The sequence below is a fragment of the Mesorhizobium sp. B2-3-14 genome, from assembly GCF_006442175.1.
GTDB classification, from domain to species: domain Bacteria; phylum Pseudomonadota; class Alphaproteobacteria; order Rhizobiales; family Rhizobiaceae; genus Mesorhizobium; species Mesorhizobium australicum.
The window spans coordinates 489,929-505,231 of record NZ_VFVP01000001.1 but is presented as its reverse complement, the minus strand read 5'-3'; the positions used below and the strand labels follow the sequence as shown (position 1 = coordinate 505,231).

The window sequence follows — 15,303 nt, the reverse complement described above, 5'->3', positions numbered from 1 at the left end:
AGTGCTTGCGGGGTGGTGAATGGTCAGCGGGCCTTCTCGTCCTTGAAGCGGGCTTCAAGGAGGCTGACGAGACGAACCATCGGCCAAAGGAAGATGAGATAGACCAGCGCCGCGCCGATCAGCGGCGAGGGGTTGGCATAGAGCGACTGCGCGTTGGTCGCTTCCTTGAGCAGCTCCGGCAATGCCACGGTGGAGGCCAGCGACGTGTCCTTGAACATCGAGACGCAGTTGCTGGTCATCGGCGGGATGACGACGCGCACCGCCTGCGGCAGCACCACCTTGCGCAAGGTCAAAAGAAACGGCAGGCCAAGCGCCTGCGCCGCCTCGAACTGGCCGCGCGGAATGCTCTCTATGCCGGAGCGGAACACTTCGGCCGAATAGGCCGACATGATGATGGCGAACGCGGTCACCGCCGACGCCCAGGACGACAGGCGTATGCCGAGGAAAGGCAGCGCGTAATAGATCAGGATCAGCACGACGAGGACCGGCAAGGCGCGGAAAATGTCGGTGTAACCGACCGCCAGCCAGCGCAGCGGCTTCGGCGCATAGAGCCGCAATAGGCTGATCACCAGGCCGATGGGAATGCCGATGCCGATGCTGAGCAGACCGAGCAGCAGCGTGTTCAGGAAGCCGCGCAGCAACGCCGGCAGGCTCGACGCGATGACGTCGGCGTTGAAGAAAGTGTCGATCAGCGACATCAGGGCATTCCCGAACGGTGTTGCGTCATCCGACGCCAGAGCCCGACCCGGAACATCAAGATCGGCTGTGCCGAACGGATGCTGGTCCCGGGAAAGTCATGCGTGAAAAACGGGACGTGCCGACCCCTTTGGGGCCGGCACGCATTCCGTCTGGCCGCCGCTCAGGCCTTGGGCATCGGCATTTCCTTGACGGTCGAGGAATCGGCCGGCGCGTCGCTGCCGAACCACTTCTTGTGGATCGCGGCCAGCGTGCCGTCCTTCTTCATCGCCGTCAGCGCGTCGTTGAGTTTGCCGAGCAGCGGATGATCCTTGGTCATCATCAGGCCGTACTGCTCGCCGGTCTTGATGCGCTGCTTGACCTTCAGGTCCTTCATCTTCGTAAAGGAATATTCCATGCCGGGAATGTCGCTGACGGCGGCGTCGATACGGCCGGCGCTGAGGTCGAGCAGCAAGTTCTGCTGCGTGTCATAGCCCTTTACATCGCTGAAGCCGTCGGCTTCCTGATGCGCCTTGACCCAGGTCTCGCCGGTCGAGCCCGAGAGCACGCCGACGATCTTGCCCTTGAGGTCCGCCTCGGCGTTGACCGCGCTGTCGGTCTTGGTCGCGATACCCATGTCGGAATCATAATAGGGCTGGGTGAACGACTGCGACTTCAGCCGCTCCGGCGTGATGGTGATCGAGGAGATGGCGACGTCGATGCGCTTCGAAGTGGTCGCGGCGAACAGCGCCTGGAAGCCGAGATCGGCGATGTCGGTGGTCATGCCGGCGCGCTTGGCCGCCTCGTTGACGATGTCGACTTCGAAACCCTCGAACGTGCCGCTCTCGTTCTTGTATTCAAAGGGCGGATTGGTCGGGTAGGCGCCGACATTGAGCACATCGGCGGCATAGGCGGTTGCCGGTCCGGCCGCGATGCCGATTGCCGCGGCGACAAGGATGAGATTGCGACGGTTGAGCTTCATTGGTGGTCCCTCTGGGGTGTTCCCTCTGGTTGTTGATCGGGCGGGCTGGCCCGCACGGTTTCTTGCCGTCCCGCCTCCCAGCGGGGCGTCAATTCATGATGGCGGCCATGCGCTCGAGCGCAGCCGCGATTTTGTCGCGGTCGCATACGCATTCACACGCGAAAGGTTGGCGATGGTCTCGGTACGCAGGTCGTGGAGCTGAGCGCGCGCACCATCGAAAGCGTAGCGCGCGCTGGACGATGATTGGGGCGGCACAAACGACAAGGACTGAAACCCCTCCCACCCGGAGCACCATGATGACTGCCCGTAAAGCCCTCCAGGCCGACAGTCGCCATCCATCCTGAATGCTTATCCAAAGCGCGGCGCTTTTCAAGGCAAAAGTTTTAAGCTTAAAAAGTTTCCTGGCTTGATCGTTTGTGCAACCCGGCGCTAGCGCGGGTCCTCCCGCGCCAGTTCGGCCCGGGCGGCGGCATAATTGGCCGCGGCGCCCGCACCCAGGTACATCGTGTCGCTGGCCAGGACGAAGAAGCTGACGCCGATTGCCGCCCATTGGCCGATGGCCTGCGGGCTGGCGCAGAATATGCCGGAGGTCTTGTCGTGCGCGATCGCCACGCCGATGATCCTGCGGATCGCGTCCGTGAGCTTGTCGGCGCCCTTCGGTCCGATCGCATCGATCGACACGGAGAGATCGCCGGGGCCGACGAAGATCACGTCGACGCCGTCGACATCAGCGATCGCCTCGATGTTGGCCAATCCCTCTGAAGTCTCGACCTGGACCGCCACGACGATCCGGTCATTGGCGCCGACTAGATATTCGGGAATGCGATAGCCATAACCGGCCGCGCGACCGGGTCCGACGCCGCGCTCGCCCCGTGGCGGATAGCGGGATGCTTTCACGGCCATTGCCGCCTGTGCCGGTGTCGAGACGCGTGGCACCAGCACGCCTTGCGCGCCGCTGTCCAGCGCCGCCTGGATGGCTTCGGGCGCGGGGCCGGGAACGCGCACCATCGCCGGCACGCGGTGGACATCGGCGGCGCGCACCATGGTCTCGATGATGTCGCGTGAGATCTGGGCATGCTCCCAGTCGATGCAGAGGAAGTCGAGGCCGGACAGCGCCATCACTTCAACCGCGACGGGGTGAGGAATGGCAGCGAAGGAGCCGACGAGGTTGGCCTTGCCGATGCAATTCTGGCGGAACTCGCTCATGCCTAGTCCTTTTCTCATCCCGCCAAACTCATATCGGCAAACAGGCGCAGGGCGAAGCTATTTCATGCTTGAAATATTTTCGCGGAGCCGTAGCGTGCGATCTTCGCCGGGAGGTCGCGACATGAACAAAGCACATCCGCTGCACGGCTCCAACAAACTGAAGCTTGGCGTTTTCTCGACCAACGCCGATGGCGGCCTTGCCATATCGGATGTGCCGGAACGCTGGACGGCGAGCTGGCAGGACAATCTAACGGCCGCCCGGATCGCCGATCGCGCCGGGCTGGAGTTCATGTTGCCGATCGCGCGCTGGCGTGGCTTTGGCGGCCGCAACAAGGTGCGCGAGCGGTCCTTCGAGACCTTCACCTGGGCGGCGGCACTCAGCATGGCCACCGACCGGATCGGCCTGTTCATGACCGTGCACGTGCCGCTGGTGCATCCGCTCTATGCCGCCAAGGCGCTGGCGACGGTCGATCACATCAGCCAAGGCCGGGCCGGCCTGAACATCGTCTGCGGCTGGAACCCGAAGGAATTCGGCATGTTCGGCACGCCGCTGGTCGAGAAGGGCTACGACCAGGCGGCCGAATGGATCGAGGTCCTCGAGAAGCTCTATGGATCGGCGGAGCCGCTCGACTACGAAGGCACCTATTATCACCTCAAGGAGGCGGTCAGCCGGCCGGCCAGCCTGCAGGTTCCGCGCCCCGTGACCATGAACGCCGCTTTCGGCGGCCCCGGCCGCGATTTCGCCGCGGCCCATTGCGACTACCTGTTCACGACCTTTTCCGAGATGGCCGATGCCGGCAAGCATGTCGCCGACATCAGCGAGCGAGCCGACAAGGTTGGCCGGCAGGTCGGCGTCTACACCGTGGCCCATGTCGTCTGCCGTCCGACCATGGAAGAGGCGCAGGCCTATTACAACAGATATGCCGTCGATCTGGCCGATCACGAGGCGGTCGATGCGCATATGGCCGGCAAGAAGGAATTCTCGCAGTCGCACGACCCGCATGCCTATGACCGCTACCGGCAGCGTTTCGCCGGCGGCGCCGGCACCTATCCGCTGGTTGGAACGCCGCAGACGATCGTCGCCGAAATGGCCGCCATTGCGGAGCACGGCTATCAAGGCATCGCCCTGTCCTTCGTCAACTACACCAGGGAATTGCCCTATTTCTGCGACCACGTACTGCCGTTGCTCAGGCAGGCCGGGCTTCGCGGGTAGCAGCGATGCCAAGGGGATGATCGGTGGCCTAGCCAGGATTTCAACGTCGTCATCCCTGGGCGGAGCAGGAGCGAAGCTCCGTCGCGGAGACCCTGGGATCCATGCCGCGATCTTAGCCACGGAGTGCGGCGGAGCAGAATTCCGGACCGCTGCAACGCTTTGATTTCACGGCATGGATCCTGGGGTCTGCGCCGCGTCGCTGCGCTCCTTGCTTCGCCCCAGGATGACGAAGCGATGGGCGTTTATTCCGGAATAACGGCGGTCGCCTGGATCTCCACCTTGGCGCGGTCCTCGACCAGCGCCACCACCTGCATGGCGGCCATTGCTGGAAAATGCCGGCCGATCACCTCGCGATAGGCCTCGCCGATCCCCTTGAGGTTGCCGAGATATTCGGCCTTGTCGGTAAAATACCAGGTCATCGAGGTGATGTGCCGTGGCTCCGCGCCGGCCTCGGCCAGCACCGCGACGATGTTCTGAAGCGTCTGCCGCACCTGGCCGGCGAAATCGTCGGTCTCGAACTGGCATTGCCCGTTCCAGCCGACCTGTCCGCCGACGAAGACGAGCCTGCCGCGCGCGGCCACGCCATTGGCGTAGCCGACCGGTTTTGCCCAGCCTTCCGGCTGCAGGATCTCGTGCATGTCGTCTCTCCGCCTGTCCAATATCGGGTCCGCAATATCCGTCTCGAAAACATTTCAGTCCGTGGTCACGACCTGTTCAGGCCGCGCCCATTACTTGCCGTGCGATCACAACCTTCTGCACGTCCGATGCGCCCTCGTAGATTCGCAGCGCGCGGATCTCGCGATACAGGCTCTCGACGATATGGCCCTTGCGGACACCATCGCCGCCATGCAGCTGCACCGCTTTGTCGATCACCTCCTGCGCCTTGTCGGTGGCGAACAGTTTGGCCATCGCCGCCTCGCGCGTCACCCGCGCCGCACCCATGTCCTTGGTCCACGCAGCCCGGTAGACCAGTAGCGCCGCCGCATCGACGTCGAGCGCCATATCGGCGATGTGCCCCTGCACCATCTGCAACTCGGCCATCGGCGCGCCGAACAGTTTGCGCTCGGCCACGCGTTTGATGCTTTCATCGAGCGCGCGGCGGGCAAAGCCGAGCGCCGCCGCGCCGACCGTCGAGCGGAACACGTCGAGCACCGACATGGCGATGCGGAAACCGTCGCCAGGCTTGCCGATCAGGGCCGAGGCGGGCAACCGCACCCCGTCGAAAGACAAGCGCGCCAGTGGATGCGGCGCGATCACTTCCAGGCGTTCGGCGATACCGAGCCCCTTTGCATCGCCCGGCACCAGGAAGGCAGAGAGCCCCTTGGCTCCGGGCGCCTCGCCGGTGCGGGCGAAGACGACATAGATGTCCGCAATGCCGCCATTCGATATCCAGGTTTTTTCGCCCGTGAGAACATAGCTGTCGCCGTCACGGGTCGCCGCCATCTCCATGTTGGCGACATCAGATCCCGAACGCGGTTCCGATAGGGCGAAGGCTGATATCGCCTTGCCGGCGCGTGTCCTCGCAAGCCATTGCTGCTGCTCCGACGTGCCGAACAGGCTGAGCGCGCCGGTGCCGAGACCTTGCATGGCGAAAGCGAAATCGGCGAGGCCATCGTGGCGGGCCAGCGTCTCGCGCGTGATGCACAGGGCGCGCACGTCGAGTGGTGCGGGGTTGTCCGTATCGAGCGCCGTCGGCTTCAGCCAGCCGTCCCTGCCGAGCTTCGCCACCAACTCGCGGCAGGCGGCATCGACGTCATGGTGCTGGACAGGGAGGTTTTGTCGGCACCAGGTTTCGAGACGCTCGGCGAGTTCGCGGTGGCGGTTCTCGAAGAAGGGCCAGTTGAGGAAGGAGCGGTCAGGCATGGATATCTCCCGTTACGCCTCGTTCCGTCACACCCCCCTCTGGCCTGCCGGCCATCTCCCCCGCAAGGGGGGAGATTAGCGGTTTCACCGATGCCGCCCCTTCCTCAGAGCTGGTAATTGGCGAAAGCCAGAGTGACATCTGATCTCCCCCCTTGCGGGGGAGATGGCCGGCAGGCCAGAGGGGGGTGCCTAGGCAACAAGCCATCCTCAATTCCCCTCGAACACCGGCTTTTCCTTGGCCACGAAAGCCCGATACGCCCGTTCGAAATCGCGCGTCTGCATGCAGATCGCCTGCGCCTGTGCTTCCGCCTCGATCGCCTGATCGAGGCCCATCGACCATTCCTGGTTGAGCTGCGTCTTGGTGATGCCGTGGGCGAAGGTCGGGCCGGAGACGATGCGGGCGGCCATGTCGAGCGCGTCGGCCTCAAGTACGTCTGCCGCTACCAGCCTGTTATAGAACCCCCAGCGCTCGCCTTCCGTCGCTGTCATGGTTCGGCCGGTGTAGAGCAGTTCGGCGGCGCGGCCCTGGCCGATGATGCGCGGCAGGATCGCGCAGGCGCCCATGTCGCAGCCGGCAAGGCCGACCCGGGTGAACAGAAACGCCGTCTTGGCTTCCGGCGTGGCGATGCGGATATCCGAACTCATGGCGATGATGGCGCCGGCGCCGACCGCCACGCCGTCGACCGCGGCGATGATCGGCTTGCCGCAATTCAGCATCGCCTTGACGAAATCGCCGGTCATGCGGGTGAAGGCCAAGAGCTGCTTCATGTCCATCTTGACCAGCGGACCGATAATGTCGTGGACATCGCCGCCGGAGCAGAAATTGCCGCCATTGGAGAGGAACACCACGGCGTCGACGTCGTTGGCATAGACGAGATCGCGGAACGTGTCGCGCAGCTCGGCATAGCTGTCGAAGGTCAGCGGGTTCTTGCGCTCCGGCCGGTCAAGCCGGACTTTAGCGATCCTGCCCTCGACCTCCCACAGGAAATGCGTCGGCTTGAGGCCGGCCATTGCGGTCATTCGCGTCCCTCCCAGTTGCTGCGGAACGAGGTCAGCATGCCGGTCAGCCGGCGCGCATCCTCCTCGCTGACCTTGCCCAACAATTCGCCGACCCAGCCCTCGTGAGCGGCAGCGATGACGGCGAAGGACTTGGAGCCCTCATCCGTCAGCCGCACCATCGAGGTGCGGCGGTCGCCATTGCGGCGCGCGCGCGCCACCAGCCCTTCCGAAACCAGCCGGTCGACAATACCGGTGACATTGCCGTTGGACACCAGCAGGAAGCGCGACAGGTCGCTCATCAGCATGCCCTCCGGCGCGCGGTAAAGTGCTGCCATGACGTCGAAACGCGGCAACGTCGTGTCGAATTCCTTCTTCAGGCGCTCGCGCAGTTCGGCCTCGATCGTGCGCGACGCGCGCAGCAGCCTGATCCACAGGCGCAGCCGGTCCTTGCCGGGTCCCGATGGCAGGGGCAGGGGGCCGGCTATCATGTTTCACCTCCCGAGATCGAAATCGCCTGTCCGGTGATCGACGCTGCCGCATCGCCACACAGCCAAAGCACGGCTTCGGCAATTTCCCGGGGCTGGATGAAACGGCCTTGCGGATTGGTCGAGGCAAGACTGGCCCGCGCCTGTTCTGCCGAGCGGCCGGTCTTTTCGACGATGCGCTGGATGGACTCCTCCAGCATGTCGGTCTCGACGAAGCCTGGGCACACGGCGTTGACGGTGACACCGGATTTCGCCGTCTCGGCGGCCAGCGCCCGCATCAGGCCGACGACGCCATGCTTGGCCGCGACGTAGGGCGCGACATAGGCGTAGCCCTTCAGACCTGCCGTGGAGGCGATGAACACGATGCGGCCTGCCTTGCGCGCGGCCATGCCGGCCAGCGCCGGTTTCACCGTCAGGAAGGCGCCGGTCAGATTGACGTCGAGCGTCCGCTGCCAGTCGGCCAGCGGGATCTTGTGCGCCGGCGTGCTGCCGGCCATGCCGGCATTGGCGACGACGATATCGAACGGCCCGCGCGCGGCCTCCGCTTGCGCGTAGAGCGCCGCCATCGCCGCCTCATTGGTGACGTCTGCGGCAATGCCATGGATGCGACCGTTTTCGCGGGCAACCTTGGCGAGCTCAGCTTCGCGGCGCCCACATATGGTCACATCGACACCAGCCCTAGCCAAGGTGAGCGCGATGGCCCGGCCGACGCCGGAGCCGCCGCCGGTGACCAGTGCGTGCTTGCCTGCGATCATGTGGCAATCCTGGAAGGTCGGCGCTGCCTCTTGCGCCAGATCGAAGCCATGGCATGCACAGACATTCTGGGACTGGCGATTGGCTCGATGCTTGGTTGCCAGGTGGTTCCCCCAATCCGTCGTTGCTTCGCAACGCCACCTTTCCCCCCTCCGGAGGGAAAGGAAGGGAGCCTCATGAGACGAGCATTGGCGGCAGAGGGGGCGCGCCGTTCCTCTCCCCCGTCGATCGGGGGAGAGGTGGATCGGCGAAGCCGAGACGGAGTGGGGGTCGACCAGCGCAGTGCAAGATCATGCATGCGCGACGCCCCCCTGCATGCTGCGGAAAGGTGCCGGCAGGCGGATGAGGGGCAGCGTGGCGAACGAAAAACACTCATACTTTCAGCCCCGCCGCCGCATCGCGCTCGGCCAGCCGGTAGATCTGGTCGCGGCCGGGCAGATAGGGATCCGGCCATTTGACGCCACGGTCGCCGAGCGTCACCGCCGCATGCAGCGTCCAGTAGGGATCGGCGAGATGCGGCCGTGCCAGCGCCACCAGATCGGCGCGGCCGGCCATCAGGATCGAATTGACATGGTCCGGCTCGTAGATGTTGCCGACCGCCATCGTCGCCATGCCGACCTCGTTGCGGATGCGGTCGGAAAACGGCGTCTGGAACATGCGGCCATAGACCGGCTTTGCCAGCACCGAAGTTTGTCCTGCCGAGACGTCGCAAATGTCGACGCCGGCCTCATGCAACAGCCGCGCGATCTCGACCGCGTCGGCGGGTGTCACGCCTTCGATGCCGACCCAGTCATTGGCAGAAATACGCATCGAGATCGGCTTGTGCGCCGGCCAGGCGGCGCGCACCGCGTGGAAAACCTCGAGGGGATAGCGCATGCGGTTTTCCAGCGAACCGCCATAGGCGTCCGTGCGGCGGTTGGTGACCGGCGTGATGAAGGACGACAGGAGATAGCCATGGGCGGCGTGGATCTCCAACATGTCGAAGCCGCAGCGATCGGCCATCTGCGCCGAAGCCACGAACTCGTCGCGCACTCTGTCCATGTCGGGGCGGTCCATCGCCTTCGGCACTTGATTCTGCGGCGACCACGCCACGGCGGATGCCGCCATGACTGGCCAGTTGCCTGATGCCAGCGGCACGTCTGTTCCTTCCCAGCCGAGCCGGGTCGAACCCTTGGCGCCGGAATGGCCGATCTGCGCGCAGATCTTCGCTTCGGTCTCGGTATGGACGAAGTCGACCAGTCGCCTCCACGCCACCTCATGCTCGGGCGCGTAGAAACCGGGGCAGCCGGGCGTGATGCGCCCTTCCGGGCTGACGCAGGTCATCTCGATATAGATGAGCCCGGCGCCGCCCTTGGCGCGCTCGGCGTAATGGGTGAAATGCCAGTCGGTCGGGCAGCCGTCGACGGCCTTGTACTGCGCCATCGGCGAGACGACGACACGGTTTTGCAGCCGCATGTCGCGCAGCTTGAACGGCGCGAACATCGGCGCCCGGCGCAGCCTGTTGCCACCGGCACCCGCCTGGCGCTGAAACCATTCTTCGGCGCCGCCCAGCCATTCGGCATCGCGCAGTCGCAGATTCTCGTGGCTGATCCGTTGCGAGCGGGTCAAAAGCGAATAGTTGAACTGCACCGGATCGAGGCCGAGATAGCGCTCGACCTCCTCGAACCATTCCAGCGAATTGCGCGCCGCCGACTGCAGCTTCAGCACCTCGGTGCGGCGGGCGTCCTCATATTTACGGAAGGCGGCCTCGAGGTCCGGTTCGATCTCGACATAATCGGCCAGCGCCACCGCGCTTTCCAGCGCCAGTTTGGTGCCGGAGCCGATCGAGAAATGCGCCGAGGCCGCCGCGTCGCCCATCAGCGCCAGATTCTTGTAGGACCAGCGCTCGCACAGCACGCGCGGGAAGTTGATCCAGGCCGAGCCCCGGATATGGTTGGCGTTGGTCATCAGCGCGTGGCCGCCAAGATGCTTGGCAAAGATGCGCTCGCACACCGCGATGGACTCCTGCTGCGACATCGCGCCGAAGCCGAAGGCGGCCCAGGTCTGTTCGCTGCATTCGACGATGAAGGTCGCGGTCTCGCTGTCGAACTGGTAGGCGTGCGCCCACACCCAGCCATGCTCGGTCTTCTCGAAGATGAAGGTGAAGGCGTCGTCGAATTTCTGGTTGGTACCGAGCCAGACGAATTTGCATTTGCGGGTGTCGATGTCGGGCTTGAAGATATCGACGAACGTGTTGCGCGCCCTTGAGTTCAGTCCGTCGGCGGCGACGACCAGGTCATGCGTCTCCATATAAGGGCGGGGATCGGCGATGTCGGTTTCGAACATCAGCTTGACACCGAGTTCGCGCGCGCGGCGCTGCAAGAGGACCAGCAGCCGCTTGCGGCCGATGCCGCAGAAGCCGTGCCCCGACGAGACCGTGCGCACGCCGTCATGGATGACGGCGATGTCGTCCCAATAGGCAAAATGCTTCTTGATCCAGACGGCGCTGACCGGATCATTCTCAGCAAGATTGTCGAGCGTCTCGGCCGACAGGACCACGCCCCAGCCGAACGTGTCGTCGGCGCGATTGCGCTCGAAAACCGTCACGTCGTGCGCGGCGTCCCTCAGCTTCATCGAAATGGCAAAGTAGAGGCCGGCTGGTCCGCCGCCGAGAACCGCAACCTTCATCCGTGCGATCTCCTCTTCGCTTGCTATGCCTCAGTATCGCGCCGGAGGTAGGATATTTCAAGCTTAAAGTTTTATATCGAAATGATTATGCGAGCGTGGGTGGCGCGCTTGCCGGGACATCCTGCAAGCGCGCCGCGAGAGATCATTTCTCCGGATTCTTCGGGCTCCACAGCACGGTCTCGGCATCCTTCTCATAGGCCATGCCCGAGGGATAGCTGATCGCCTCGAGTTGCAGTCCCCACGGCGCCTGGAAATAGAGGATGGTCTGGCCGGCGGCGGGTCCTTCCTTGACCGGCAGCGGCCCCATCCTGGTCTTCACGCCCTTGCCATCGAGATAGGCTTTGGCCGCGGCGACATCGTCGACATAGAAGGCGATGTGGAAGCCGCCAATGTCGCTGTTTTTCGGTGTCAGATCCTTCTGGTCGGGCGCGGTATATTTGAACAGCTCGATGTTCGATCCATAGCCGCAACGCACCATGGTGACCTGCTCGATGACAGCCTTCGGATCGACGCCGAGCAGGTCCTGCATGAAGGTGCCCTTGTCGTCGGCGAACGGGCCGAACGACATCGCCTTCTTGCAGCCGACGACCTCGGTGAAGAAGTCGACCGCCTGCTTCATGTCGGGAACCGTGATGCCGGTATGGTCGTGCCCGCGCATGCCGGGGATCGAGCTCGCCGAGGCCATGCCGGCGCTGCCGAGGATAGCGGCCGCGAGCGTCGCACTTCGGATTATCATCTTCATGTCAGCTTCTCCTCCATTGGCGGGGCTTTGTCATTGGCCAGTCGCACGTCCGAGGCCCGCTTTTCGGCGTGCGTTAGCATTCATGTCGGCGCTTTGCCGGCGGAAGGAATGTCCAGCCAGCCCTCGTCGATTTCCGGCAGCGGAATGGCGGCGAGCAGGTCGCGCGTGTAGCTCTGCCGCGGATTGTCGAACAGCGCGTCGGTGGCGCTCGCTTCCACGATGCTGCCTTCGCGCATGACGATCACCTGCCGGCACAGCCGCCGGATGACCGACAGATCGTGGCTAATGAAGGCGATCGTCAGGCCCATCTCCGCTGCAAGCTTCTCCAGCAAGGTGAGGATCTGCGCCTGCGTCGACACGTCGAGGCCGGAGACGATCTCGTCGGCCAGCACGAATTTCGGCGACAGCGCCAGCGCGCGGGCGATGCCGACGCGCTGGCGCTGGCCACCCGACAATTCGTGGCGATAGCGGCTGGCGAAGCTTTGCGGCAGGCCGACGCGTTGCAGTGCCTCGGCGACGCGGGATTTCAGATTGTCGCCAAGCCCGTTCTGCTTCAGCGGCGCGGCGATGATGCTGGCAATGGTGCGGCGCGGGTTGAGCGACGACATCGGATCCTGGAAGATCATCTGCAGGTCGCGGCGCAGTGGCCGCAGTTCCGCTTCCGGCAGATGGGTGATGTCGCGGCCCTCGAAACGGACGCTGCCGACGCTGGGCTCCAGAAGGCGCACTAAAGCGCGGCCGAGCGTCGACTTGCCCGATCCGGATTCGCCGACGATCCCTGTCACCGACCCCTTGGGCAGGTCGAAATCCAGGCCTGTCAGGATCTCGGCCAGCGGTGCACGGCCGATCAGCGGCTTGCGCGTCATGTCGGGCAGCGCGACCTTCAGCCCGCGCACGGAGAACAGCGGCTCAGCCATGCTGACGCCCCCAGGCCTGGTCGGCGGAAGCAATCTCGGCGGCGAGCCCGGCGAGTACCGTCTCGTCCACCGGTTTCAGCGACGCGAAGGGATCGGTATAGCGCGGCGTCGCAGCCATCAGTGCTCGGGTGTAGGGATGCCGAGGTGTCGCGAACAGCGCCGCGGTTTCGGCCTCTTCCACCACCATACCCGCATAGAGCACCGACACTTTCTGGCTGATCTTGGCGACGACGCCGAGATCGTGAGTCACGAAAAGGATCGCCGTGCCGTGCTCGCGCTGCAACGCCGCGATCAGCCGCAGGATCTGCTTTTGCACGGTGACGTCGAGGGCCGTGGTCGGCTCGTCGGCGACGATCAGCCGTGGCTCGGCGGCAAAGGCGGCGGCAATCAGCACGCGCTGGCGCATGCCGCCGGACAATTCGTGCGGATAGCTTTTCAGCACACGGTCCGGGTCGCGGATCTGCACCTCATCAAGCAACTGGCGGATACGTTGATCGGCCTTGTCTCCGCTCCAGCCGAGGATGCGCACCAGACGGTCGGTCATCTGGGGGCCGATGCGCCGCGAGGGGTTGAGCGCGGTCAGCGGATCCTGCGGGATCAGCGCCGTGCGCGCGCCGATCAGCGTGCGCCGCGCTTTTGGCGGGAGTTTGCCGAGGTCTTCGCCCTCGAGTCTCATATCGCCTTCGACGATGCGCACGCTCGATGGCAACACGCCAAGCACCGCCTTGCCGATCATCGTCTTGCCGGCGCCGCTTTCGCCGACAAGCGCGCGCACTTCACCGGGTTGTACCGAGAGCGATACCGAGCGCAGCACGCGCTGGCCGTTGGCCAGCACGGCGCTGAGGTTGGCGATGTCTAGACAGGCGCTCATCGCAGCACCGGGTCGAAACGCGTCTTCAGCGCTTCGCCGAACTGGCTGAAAGAGAGCACGGTGAGGATCAGCGTGATCAGCGGGAAGACCAGCACCCACCAGGCCTGATGGATCGACAGCCGGCCCTCGGCGATGATGCCGCCCCAGGTCGGGTCGTCGGTCGAGATCGACAGGTTGACGAAGGACAGGATCGCCTCGACGATGACGGCGATGCCCATCTCCAGCGACAGCAGCGCCACGATCGACGGCACCACATTGGGCAGCACTTCGCGCAGCATGATGCCGAAGCGGCCATAGCCGGCGATACGGGCATTCTCGACATAGTCCATGCGTGACTGGCCCATTGCCTCGGCGCGAATGACCCGGCAAAAACGCGTCCAGTCGATGATGGCGATGGCGAGGATGACGGAGCTCAAGCCGGTGCCGAGCACGGCGACCAGGAGGATGGCGAACAGCACCGGCGGGAAGGCCATCCAGATGTCGACGATGCGCGAGATGATGCGGTCCGCCCAGCCGCCGAAATAGCCCGCGACCAGCCCTAATGTGGAGCCGACCACGCAGGCGGCGATGGCCGCCGCGAAAGCAACGATGAAGGCGATGCGGCCGCCGAAAATCAGCCGGGAGAGCAGGTCGCGGCCGAGACTGTCGGTGCCCAGCCAATAGCCGGGCTCGGCGCCATCGAGCCAGAACGGCGGCAGACGCTCCAGCATCAAATCCTGCGCCAGCGGATCCTGCGGCGCCACCAGCGGCGCCAAGATCGCGGCCAGCAGCGCCAGCAGCAGCCAGCCGCCGGCGAGCCACAGCCTCGGGCTCGATCCGTGCCTGATGATGCGTGCCTCATCCATGGCGCAGCCTCGGATTGAGCAGCGCATACATCATGTCCACCGCGAGATTGATCAGCACGAACAGCAGCGCGAAGACCAGCACGATGCCCTGGATCAGCGGCAGGTCGCGGTTGATGACGGCGTCGATCGCCATGTTGCCGAGGCCCTCATAGGAGAACAGCCGCTCGACGATGACGGTGCCGCCGATGAGGAAGGTGAACTGCACGCCGATGAGCGTCAGTGTCGGCAAGGCGGCGTTCTTCAGCGCCTCGCGCAAGATGACCTGCGTTTCCGAAAACCCCTTGACCCGCGCCAGCACGACATAGTCGAGGTCGAGCACTTCCTTCAGCGACTGCTTCAGTAGCTGCGCGATGATGGCCGCGAGCGGCAGCGCCAGCGCCACGGCTGGCATCAGCATGTGCTTCAAGAGGTCCCAGGTGAGATCGAAGCGCAGCCGAAGCAGGCTCTCGAAGAAGTAGAACTGGGTGACGAAGGGCAGGTCGAGCTGCGGCGACACGCGGCCGGAAATGTCGAAGATCGGCACCAGCACGCCGAACAACAGGATCAGCACCAGGCCCCAGAGAAAATCGGGGATGGAAAGCGCGGCACCGCTGGCGATGTCGATGCCGGCCTCGACCGCCGTGCCGCGCTCGCGCGCGCCCAGGATCGCCGTCGTGCCGCCGATCGCCACCGCCATGATGAGCGCGACGATGGCAAGCTCCAGCGTTGCCGGCAGCCGGTTGAAGACGAGGCCAAGCACGTCTTGCCGCAGCGAGATCGAGGTGCCGAAATCGCCTTTGACGACGCCGGACAGCCAGATGAAGAACTGCTGTACGATCGTCTTGTCGAGCCCATAGAGTGCACGCAGACGGGCGATGTCGTCATTGGTGGCGCCAGGCGGCAGCATCATGGCGATCGGATCGCCGGGCGCGACGCGGATGACCACGAATACGACGACGGCCACGCCGAACAGCGTGATCAGCATCGTCAGCAGACGGATCAGGAATCGTTGCAGGAGCATGTAAATCTTTGCAGGAGCCCGCAGGCTCATATGCCGATAGAAGATGCGCGCCGTCGCTACGGACGGCGCGCGGCAAGCCCAGGCG

The 15,303-nt window shown here is 64.6% G+C and carries 15 protein-coding genes; 1 reads left to right on the top strand and 14 read right to left on the bottom strand.

The annotated features are described in order from the left end of the window. Nucleotides 1–23 precede the first annotated feature (23 nt). From FJ950_RS02290 to FJ950_RS02280, 3 genes are all read right to left on the bottom strand, one after another. The gene (locus FJ950_RS02290) at nucleotides 24–698 is read right to left on the bottom strand and encodes an amino acid ABC transporter permease (RefSeq protein ID WP_140614842.1); all 675 of its coding nucleotides are present in this window, start codon (nucleotides 696–698) and stop codon (nucleotides 24–26) included. 161 nt (nucleotides 699–859) lie between these two features. Continuing rightward, nucleotides 860–1,657: an ABC transporter substrate-binding protein gene (locus FJ950_RS02285; RefSeq protein WP_140614841.1), complete on the bottom strand. Its 798-nt coding sequence runs from the start codon at nucleotides 1,655–1,657 to the stop codon at nucleotides 860–862. 429 nt (nucleotides 1,658–2,086) lie between these two features. Then, nucleotides 2,087–2,863 carry an HpcH/HpaI aldolase/citrate lyase family protein gene (locus FJ950_RS02280; RefSeq protein WP_140614840.1) on the bottom strand — a complete coding sequence of 259 codons (777 nt, stop codon included), beginning with the start codon at nucleotides 2,861–2,863 and terminating at the stop codon, nucleotides 2,087–2,089. Between the two features lie 121 nt (nucleotides 2,864–2,984). On the opposite strand from FJ950_RS02280, the gene FJ950_RS02275 reads away from it, so the two are divergent. Beyond that, complete coding sequence (locus FJ950_RS02275) at nucleotides 2,985–4,076, top strand: LLM class flavin-dependent oxidoreductase (RefSeq protein ID WP_140614839.1); 1,092 nt, start codon at nucleotides 2,985–2,987, stop codon at nucleotides 4,074–4,076. Nucleotides 4,077–4,318: 242 nt separating this feature from the next. Here FJ950_RS02275 and FJ950_RS02270 read toward each other — a convergent pair whose 3' ends face one another. The 11 genes from FJ950_RS02270 to FJ950_RS02215 form a co-directional block, all read right to left on the bottom strand. After that, nucleotides 4,319–4,714, bottom strand: coding sequence for a RidA family protein (locus FJ950_RS02270; protein WP_135916832.1), 396 nt, complete (start codon nucleotides 4,712–4,714; stop codon nucleotides 4,319–4,321). Between the two features lie 76 nt (nucleotides 4,715–4,790). Then, nucleotides 4,791–5,939 carry an acyl-CoA dehydrogenase family protein gene (locus FJ950_RS02265; RefSeq protein ID WP_140614838.1) on the bottom strand — a complete coding sequence of 383 codons (1,149 nt, stop codon included), beginning with the start codon at nucleotides 5,937–5,939 and terminating at the stop codon, nucleotides 4,791–4,793. Nucleotides 5,940–6,146: 207 nt separating this feature from the next. Further along, nucleotides 6,147–6,959 carry an enoyl-CoA hydratase family protein gene (locus FJ950_RS02255; protein WP_015314090.1) on the bottom strand — a complete coding sequence of 271 codons (813 nt, stop codon included), beginning with the start codon at nucleotides 6,957–6,959 and terminating at the stop codon, nucleotides 6,147–6,149. Beyond that, entirely contained in the window at nucleotides 6,956–7,426 is a 471-nt protein-coding gene (locus FJ950_RS02250; protein WP_140614837.1) for a MarR family transcriptional regulator, read from the bottom strand. The genes FJ950_RS02255 and FJ950_RS02250 overlap by 4 nt, the downstream gene beginning before the upstream one ends. Then, entirely contained in the window at nucleotides 7,423–8,178 is a 756-nt protein-coding gene (locus tag FJ950_RS02245) for an SDR family NAD(P)-dependent oxidoreductase (protein ID WP_140614836.1), read from the bottom strand. The genes FJ950_RS02250 and FJ950_RS02245 overlap by 4 nt, the downstream gene beginning before the upstream one ends. A 370-nt stretch (nucleotides 8,179–8,548) precedes the next feature. Then, on the bottom strand, nucleotides 8,549–10,843 hold the full coding sequence (locus FJ950_RS02240) for a bifunctional salicylyl-CoA 5-hydroxylase/oxidoreductase (RefSeq protein ID WP_140614835.1): 2,295 nt from the start codon (nucleotides 10,841–10,843) through the stop codon (nucleotides 8,549–8,551). A gap of 142 nt (nucleotides 10,844–10,985) precedes the next feature. Beyond that, nucleotides 10,986–11,585 carry a VOC family protein gene (locus tag FJ950_RS02235; protein WP_140614834.1) on the bottom strand — a complete coding sequence of 200 codons (600 nt, stop codon included), beginning with the start codon at nucleotides 11,583–11,585 and terminating at the stop codon, nucleotides 10,986–10,988. A gap of 80 nt (nucleotides 11,586–11,665) precedes the next feature. Continuing rightward, entirely contained in the window at nucleotides 11,666–12,502 is an 837-nt protein-coding gene (locus FJ950_RS02230) for an ATP-binding cassette domain-containing protein (RefSeq protein WP_140614833.1), read from the bottom strand. Next, nucleotides 12,495–13,373: an ABC transporter ATP-binding protein gene (locus FJ950_RS02225; protein WP_140614832.1), complete on the bottom strand. Its 879-nt coding sequence runs from the start codon at nucleotides 13,371–13,373 to the stop codon at nucleotides 12,495–12,497. The genes FJ950_RS02230 and FJ950_RS02225 overlap by 8 nt, the downstream gene beginning before the upstream one ends. Beyond that, complete coding sequence (locus FJ950_RS02220) at nucleotides 13,370–14,218, bottom strand: ABC transporter permease (RefSeq protein WP_140614831.1); 849 nt, start codon at nucleotides 14,216–14,218, stop codon at nucleotides 13,370–13,372. Before FJ950_RS02220 ends, FJ950_RS02225 begins: the two co-directional genes overlap by 4 nt. Next, a complete protein-coding gene (locus tag FJ950_RS02215) occupies nucleotides 14,211–15,218 on the bottom strand; it encodes an ABC transporter permease (protein WP_140614830.1) in 1,008 nt (335 codons plus the stop codon). The genes FJ950_RS02220 and FJ950_RS02215 overlap by 8 nt, the downstream gene beginning before the upstream one ends. Nucleotides 15,219–15,303: the final 85 nt, after the last annotated feature.

Coding starts and splice junctions, on each gene's coding strand:
- FJ950_RS02275 (WP_140614839.1), top strand. CDS start 2,985: ATGAACAAAGCACATCCGCTGCACGGCTCCAACAAACTGAAGCTTGGC.
- FJ950_RS02270 (WP_135916832.1), bottom strand. CDS start 4,714: ATGCACGAGATCCTGCAGCCGGAAGGCTGGGCAAAACCGGTCGGCTAC.
- FJ950_RS02225 (WP_140614832.1), bottom strand. CDS start 13,373: ATGAGCGCCTGTCTAGACATCGCCAACCTCAGCGCCGTGCTGGCCAAC.
- FJ950_RS02235 (WP_140614834.1), bottom strand. CDS start 11,585: ATGAAGATGATAATCCGAAGTGCGACGCTCGCGGCCGCTATCCTCGGC.
- FJ950_RS02280 (WP_140614840.1), bottom strand. CDS start 2,863: ATGAGCGAGTTCCGCCAGAATTGCATCGGCAAGGCCAACCTCGTCGGC.
- FJ950_RS02245 (WP_140614836.1), bottom strand. CDS start 8,178: ATGATCGCAGGCAAGCACGCACTGGTCACCGGCGGCGGCTCCGGCGTC.
- FJ950_RS02250 (WP_140614837.1), bottom strand. CDS start 7,426: ATGATAGCCGGCCCCCTGCCCCTGCCATCGGGACCCGGCAAGGACCGG.
- FJ950_RS02230 (WP_140614833.1), bottom strand. CDS start 12,502: ATGGCTGAGCCGCTGTTCTCCGTGCGCGGGCTGAAGGTCGCGCTGCCC.
- FJ950_RS02215 (WP_140614830.1), bottom strand. CDS start 15,218: ATGCTCCTGCAACGATTCCTGATCCGTCTGCTGACGATGCTGATCACG.
- FJ950_RS02255 (WP_015314090.1), bottom strand. CDS start 6,959: ATGACCGCAATGGCCGGCCTCAAGCCGACGCATTTCCTGTGGGAGGTC.
- FJ950_RS02220 (WP_140614831.1), bottom strand. CDS start 14,218: ATGGATGAGGCACGCATCATCAGGCACGGATCGAGCCCGAGGCTGTGG.
- FJ950_RS02265 (WP_140614838.1), bottom strand. CDS start 5,939: ATGCCTGACCGCTCCTTCCTCAACTGGCCCTTCTTCGAGAACCGCCAC.
- FJ950_RS02240 (WP_140614835.1), bottom strand. CDS start 10,843: ATGAAGGTTGCGGTTCTCGGCGGCGGACCAGCCGGCCTCTACTTTGCC.
- FJ950_RS02285 (WP_140614841.1), bottom strand. CDS start 1,657: ATGAAGCTCAACCGTCGCAATCTCATCCTTGTCGCCGCGGCAATCGGC.
- FJ950_RS02290 (WP_140614842.1), bottom strand. CDS start 698: ATGTCGCTGATCGACACTTTCTTCAACGCCGACGTCATCGCGTCGAGC.